The 6,378-nt window shown below is 35.7% G+C and carries 8 protein-coding genes; all 8 read right to left on the bottom strand.

The features are described 5' to 3' along the window. Nucleotides 1-50: 50 nt before the first annotated feature. Entirely contained in the window at nucleotides 51-1,268 is a 1,218-nt protein-coding gene (gene arcA, locus AC3AX0_RS05295; RefSeq protein WP_487549265.1) for an arginine deiminase, read from the bottom strand. Between the two features lie 89 nt (nucleotides 1,269-1,357). After that, entirely contained in the window at nucleotides 1,358-2,134 is a 777-nt protein-coding gene (locus tag AC3AX0_RS05290; RefSeq protein WP_487549264.1) for an IclR family transcriptional regulator, read from the bottom strand. 4 nt (nucleotides 2,135-2,138) lie between these two features. Continuing rightward, nucleotides 2,139-2,282, bottom strand: coding sequence for a hypothetical protein (locus AC3AX0_RS05285; protein WP_487549263.1), 144 nt, complete (start codon nucleotides 2,280-2,282; stop codon nucleotides 2,139-2,141). Nucleotides 2,283-2,375: 93 nt separating this feature from the next. Then, nucleotides 2,376-2,663: a CC/Se motif family (seleno)protein gene (locus AC3AX0_RS05280; RefSeq protein ID WP_487549262.1), complete on the bottom strand. Its 288-nt coding sequence runs from the start codon at nucleotides 2,661-2,663 to the stop codon at nucleotides 2,376-2,378. Nucleotides 2,664-2,686: 23 nt separating this feature from the next. Beyond that, nucleotides 2,687-4,327, bottom strand: coding sequence for a carbon starvation CstA family protein (locus AC3AX0_RS05275; protein WP_487549261.1), 1,641 nt, complete (start codon nucleotides 4,325-4,327; stop codon nucleotides 2,687-2,689). 64 nt (nucleotides 4,328-4,391) lie between these two features. Next, entirely contained in the window at nucleotides 4,392-4,922 is a 531-nt protein-coding gene (locus tag AC3AX0_RS05270; protein WP_487549260.1) for a DUF8052 family protein, read from the bottom strand. Nucleotides 4,923-5,071: 149 nt separating this feature from the next. After that, a complete protein-coding gene (locus AC3AX0_RS05265) occupies nucleotides 5,072-5,794 on the bottom strand; it encodes a LytR/AlgR family response regulator transcription factor (RefSeq protein ID WP_487549259.1) in 723 nt (240 codons plus the stop codon). After that, nucleotides 5,775-6,378, bottom strand: a 604-nt coding sequence (locus AC3AX0_RS05260; RefSeq protein WP_487549258.1) for a sensor histidine kinase, incomplete at its 5' end; no start/stop codon positions are given. The genes AC3AX0_RS05260 and AC3AX0_RS05265, both read right to left, overlap by 20 nt.

Below are 6,378 nucleotides of genomic sequence, written 5' to 3'. Positions count from 1 at the left end.
TTTATTTCCTCCATTATTTAGCCACTTCAGTGACATTATTAATTAATTTTTTATAAATCATCTCTTAGTAGAGGCATACTCATACATCTTGGACCGCCACGGCCTCTAGACAATTCCGAACTTGGAATTATATGAGTTTTAACTCCTTTTTCTTGCAAAATGGTATTTGTTACATAGTTTCTTGAATAAACTACAACCTCGCCAGGTGATATTGCAAGTGTGTTTGATCCATCATTCCACTGCTCTCTTGCGGAATCTATGGGGCTGTTTCCTCCACATCTTATAAGTTCAACATTGTCAAGGTTAAGATGCTTGCAAAGTATGTTTTCAAGAGTGTCATTTTCCTCTTCAATTCTTATCTTTCCTTCTTCAAGAGTAAGTGCGTAAACTGTGATTCCACCTTGAATATTTGGATGGATTGTGAACTTGTCTCTGTCAACCATTGTAAATACAGTGTCAAGGTGCATGAATGACCTTGTCTTCGGTATGTCAAAGGCAAGTACAGTATTAAAGTCGTTTTCCGACTTAAGTATTCTGTCTGCAAACATTTCTATGGCTGAGGGATCTGTTCTCTGGGATATTCCTATTGCTATAGTGTTTTTATCCAATATCAGGATGTCTCCGCCTTCAAGCGCAAATCTGTCTTCTCTGTCATACCATAAAGGTATATTGTAGTCTGCAAAGTCAGGGTGATGCTTAATTATATACTTTGTAAATAATGTTTCCCTGTTTCTAGTAGGTGTCCTCATCTTGTGAAGAGATATTCCATCTCCTATTGAAGCAAATGGGTCTCTAGTGAAATACAAGTTGGGCATTGGATCGATTATGAATGGATAATCATTGTCAAGATAGTCCTTCAATCCTCTTTTTGTAAAATTTGTAAGCTCGGTTTTTCTAAGTCCTGCCATCATCTTGTCGATAAGTGCTCTTTTATCAAATTGAAGGAAGTACTCCATAAGAACTTCAAGTCTTCTTTCATTCCAAATACCTGCCTCATTAAGGAATTCCTTAATGAGCATTTTTTTGACATCGCAGTCAAAAAGTGATTCTGCTGCCATATCTTCAAGGTAGACAACCTCTGCTCCATTGTTCTTTAAAACCTTTGCAAATGCATCATGTTCTTCCTGTGCTATTTTCAAGTATGGGATATCATCAAACAGTAGTCTTTCAAGATATTCCGGCATAAGATTATTTAGTTCTTGTCCTGGTCTGTGCAATAATACTTTTTTCAAATTACCTATTTCATTGTTAACGTTAATTGGTTTCATAAAACACCTCTTTCATCTTTATACTCCTATTTTATGAAACAGCATTTCAAATGTCAAGGGTTTTTTATATTTATGCAGGCACTGTATGTTTATTCAATTATTCCCAGGTCCTTGACTTCCTTTTCTATCTTTGCGACAGTGTCAAAAAGTCTCTCCCTAATCATGTCCAAACCCCTGTATTGAAGTCTGCTTTTAGGTCCTGTAACACTTATAACTGCTAGAATTTCTCCGGCTATTCCAAAAACGGGTCTTCCCATGCAGTAAAGTCCATAATCATATTCTTCGTCATCGATGGAATATCCATCTTTCAAAATTGTTTTTCTCTGTTGCATAAAATCTTCCTGTTTATATACAGACTTGATTGTTCTCTTCTTCGCTTTTCCCTTGTCGAAATACTCATTTATTTCATCTTCCGACTTATGTGAAAGGAATACCTTTCCCGACGAAGAACAGTTATATGGTGCAACAGGTATAAGTTTGGATACAAGATTTGTTTGTTCTCCCTTGACTCTTTCGATTATCAAGGCAGCATTTTCGTAGTCGATTGCAATATTTACAGTTTCTTCAAGCTCGTTTGCAAGCTCTACCATATAAGGTTTTGCCACAGAATGTATGTTGATGTCTTCTTTTACTCTCTCGCTGTACTTAATGAACTTACCACCAAGAGTGTATTTCTCAGTGCCGTGCATTTTAGTAACAAGGCCTCCCTTTGCAAGGGTAATGAGAATTCTGTAGACTGTAGCCTTAGGAAGATCCAGTTCCTGAGAAATTTCAGAAACTCCCAATGATTTATGGGATTCAAATATTGCCTCCATAATACCCACCGCTCTGTCTATCATGGTTATGTAATTATATTCTTCCTTCAATTCGTCACCTCCAGTCTGTAGTTTTATTATAGCATTCTTGAAACAGTGTTTCAAGTTTTTTTATTTTATTTTTTGTTTTTTTCTTTCTCCTTAGTTTTACCTGTGAAATCCAGCTCTCAAGAGAGTTTAAGAACTTATGTTCATTCATTTATTTTCCTTGGAATTTCAAATCAAAAAAATCATATAAGAAAAAGAACTCTTGCGAGTTCTCTTTAATTATGAAATATAATATTGTCTTTCTTTAGAATAATTTAACACCTTCAATGTCGAGAAATTTCATACCAAGAATATTTTTTGCATTTATTACTAGTCCACTTTCCTTTACATTGACTCCTTTGAAGATATATACCGAATATCCATCACTGTTAAACATGTTGAATTTTTCAATGCTCTCCAATGGTTTCCCCACTGATACAGTAGCTTCGGCAATTTCTATGCAGCTATTCGCAACAAACAAATCAATGGTAACTGTTCTATCATTCTTTTTTTTCAGATATAGTTTTGCCTTATTAGTCAGTATTATATTCATATTTCACCTTATTTCATTAATAATTAGTTTCCTGATGCCTTCTTGCCTGTATTCGATACCGGTGTTTTTCCTGTTAGTGTAGACCATGATTCCTTAATTAATACAATGGCCATCACAAACAATAGTACTCCTATACCCGCAAGGAAGAGATTTCCTGCCAATAGATTTGTCCTAACCAGAAGTACAATTGCAGTCATAGTTACCAAGAACATGAATGTCATAGGAATAGTAATCATCCTGTTATCCTTGCCCTCTTTTTTAAGCCATGTTGCAAGAGTAAGCAGTGCTATTGATGCAAGAAGATTGTTTGAAGTACCAAACACTGGCCAAACCTTTTCATATCCTGCAATTCCCATAATGGCTCCACAAGCTACTGTAACTATTGTTGCGAAATACTTATTTGTAAGAATCGAGTTACTTTTCTTGCCTGTCTCCGAATCTGAATTGTCAAAGAATTCTTGGAATATGAATCTACCTATTCTAGTACCTGAGTCAAGAGATGTAAGCGCAAATGCTGAAATTGCAAGGGAAACAAATGATTTACCTACCGCTTTTGAAACTCCAAAGCCTGTCATAAACTGTCCAACTCCATCTGCAAATACATTTGCCGGTCCACCAGCACTCATTAATTCACCAAATTTATCAGCTCCAATGTATGCTGCTGTAATAAGTGCAATTACTGCAAGTACTCCTTCTATAAGCATTGAACCGTAACCAATAATTTTTGCATCCCCTTCTCTATCTACCTGCTTGGAAGATGTTCCAGATGCAATCAGCGAGTGGAAACCTGATATTGCTCCACATGCTACTGTTACAAAGAGAATGGGGAACATCATACTTCCGTTTACTGTAAATCCTGTTACTGCAGGAAGTTCAAGATTGGGTCTATAAACAAGTAATCCCAATACAGCCCCACCAATCATGGCATAGAGTATGTATGAATTCAAGTAATCCCTTGGTTGTAGAAGAATCCAAACAGGTGCAACAGATGCTATAAATATATAGACAAGAATTATTGCATACCAGCTATTGAAAGAAAGAGTTATCGGATTGTTGAGTCCAAACCATATACAAACTCCCAGAAGTGCTACTCCAACAATAGTTGCTGGAACTAATGGGACATTCATTCTATTTACTGCAATACCAAATGCTATTGCTAAAAATATAAATAGTATTGATATTGTCGCTACTGATGGAACGGCTACAAATGTTTTTACAATGACATTTGCAAATGCTGCAATAACAAGAACAAGTGTTAACCATGAGAATACTGAAATAAGTTTCTTTCCTGTCCTTCCAATATTTTGTTCTATTACATATGATATTGATTTTCCATCATGTCTAATAGATGCGAATAATGAACCATAATCATGTACTCCTCCGAAGAATATTGATCCTACAATAAGCCATAAAAACACCGGCAACCATCCAAACATAGCAGCGACAATTGGTCCTATAATCGGTCCTGCACCTGCTATTGATGCAAAGTGATGACCCATTAGAACAGGTACTTTAGCAGGTACATAATCTACCCCATCGGCAAATTCATGAGCCGGTGTTTTTTTTGATAAATCTACTCCCCATTTCTTGGAAAGCCATGCCCCGTATGTTACATAGGCGATTGAAAATACGACAATTGCAATAATAATTAAAATTAATGACACTGTGTTTCCTCCTCATAAAATATTTTTTTATTTAAGGCCGAAATAAGTTTCGCCCATTAAATTGTTATTGCTTCAAGGCAAGACTACCCTGATTCTGTTGCTCAGCTTCATAAAATTTACTGACTTTTTTAGCCTCACGACTTGATATTACTTTCTTGGAATCCAGTTCAACTATAATAATCCTTATGGAACACCAACCGTGAAAACCCAACCTGTATGCTTTTTGATATTTTAGTTTTTTAACCATTTTTACAGTATCTGCATCAACAGGCTTTTCTGTAATTATAATTCCAGTAAAGGTTGTTGACATGTGCTCATCACTTGCTACTACAAAGTCATCTGATACTTTTTTGATTGTATCGAAAACACTGTTCACATCATTGGATCTCACTTCATCCATAGTCTTAAAAAAACAGTATTCATTGTTTTCATATGCGTATATGACAGCTTTTTTTGCCACAATATATTTTTCATTTCTTATGTGTGATTTTGCGGCAAGGTCGAATAATATTCCTTCAAAACCCTTGTTTTCCATGAAATCAAAATTGCAGCTGAGCTTTTCAGAAACGTTTTCCAGATATGTTTTATAATTCATATGACCATCCTCCATAGCTGAATATTACCACTCATTGTTAATGGAATGAGTATTTCTGCACGAGATGCATGGAATTCTACATGAACTGCACACAAAAAGAGATGCAACTACATGAGTTGCATCTCCATTTACTTACTATGTCATAATTCTTATATTTTCATTATTTTCTTGAATTCCTTCACAAAGCTTCTACTGACAGGAACCTTTTCATCAATTCCATGTACAGAGAGAAGATAGGTGTTATTGAACCACATGTCAATTTCCTTTATTTTTTCAGTGTTTACTATATATGATCTGTGGGTCCTGAAGAAGGTATCCCCAAGTTTCAACATGACTTCCGATATTTTCACATTGGCAGTAAACATTTCATTATCTCCGTAGTAAACGTTGATTTTTCTCTCATTAGCCTTGATAAAAAGTATTTCAGTGAAGTTAAGTACCAAAATTTTGTCGCCATTTGCAAGGGATAACTTGTTAACATGCGAGGAACTACTAATTACTTCATCAGTTACACCCTTTTCTTCAAGCTTTGCTAAGAGTCCGATTATCCGTTCCCTGGAATAAGGCTTTAGCAGATAATCATATGCTTCAACCTGAAAGGCATCCAAAGCATGTTCCTTATATGCAGTAACAAAAACTATTTCCGGCTTCACCTTGAACCTGTGGATTATCCTAGCCAGTTCCATCCCGTCAAGATTTGGCATGTTTATGTCGAGAAAAATCACATCCACATCTTTACTTTCCTGAAGATACTTAAGAGCCTGGATGGAGTTTTCAAATTCTCTAAGTATATTTATTGCTGAATGATTTTCTATAAAATACCTTAGCTCTTCTCTTGAAGGCTTTTCATCATCAATTATTAAACAGTTCATACTTTTCTCCTGTTCTTATGAATTCTTCATTTTTATTCTGGTGTATCTTGAATGATATCCGTGTACCTTTGTCTAGTCGCTCAATCTCAAGACCTTCACCATAAATCAGCTTCAACCTGTTGTGTACATTTGACAGTCCTATGTTATTGTCATCCATATTGTCATTTTCAATCTTGTCTATTATTTCCAGAGGAATGCCTATTCCATCGTCTTCGACAGATACCAAAGCTGAATCAAAAATACTCTTGGATACGGATACCTTTATCTTTATCTTCCTGTTTTCCTCTGCAGTAGTATTCACCCTCATTCCATGTTTGATTGAGTTTTCTACCAAAGGCTGTATAATGAGTATCGGCAACTTTATATCCATACTATAGTCAATGTCATATTCTATTTTTACCCTATCCCCAAATCTTGCCTGTTCAATGCTTACGTAGGATTTCACATGGCTTATTTCCTCTTCAATATCTATAAGTTTCAATGAGTTTTCTATATTGTACCTCATAAAATCTGAAAGATTGATTATCAAGTCCCTCGCCTTGTCGGGATCTATCCTCACCAGTGAAACTACTGTATTCAATGCA

Source organism: Dethiosulfatibacter sp. (genome assembly GCF_983023055.1).
This window is presented reverse-complemented; position numbering and strand designations above follow the sequence as displayed.

What these genes read in the sequence shown, in the direction of transcription:
- arcA (WP_487549265.1), bottom strand. Translation starts at nt 1,268, where the DNA reads ATGAAACCAATTAACGTTAACAATGAAATAGGTAATTTGAAAAAAGTA.
- AC3AX0_RS05280 (WP_487549262.1), bottom strand. Translation starts at nt 2,663, where the DNA reads ATGAATATAATACTGACTAATAAGGCAAAACTATATCTGAAAAAAAAG.
- AC3AX0_RS05265 (WP_487549259.1), bottom strand. Translation starts at nt 5,794, where the DNA reads ATGAACTGTTTAATAATTGATGATGAAAAGCCTTCAAGAGAAGAGCTA.
- AC3AX0_RS05270 (WP_487549260.1), bottom strand. Translation starts at nt 4,922, where the DNA reads ATGAATTATAAAACATATCTGGAAAACGTTTCTGAAAAGCTCAGCTGC.
- AC3AX0_RS05285 (WP_487549263.1), bottom strand. Translation starts at nt 2,282, where the DNA reads ATGAATGAACATAAGTTCTTAAACTCTCTTGAGAGCTGGATTTCACAG.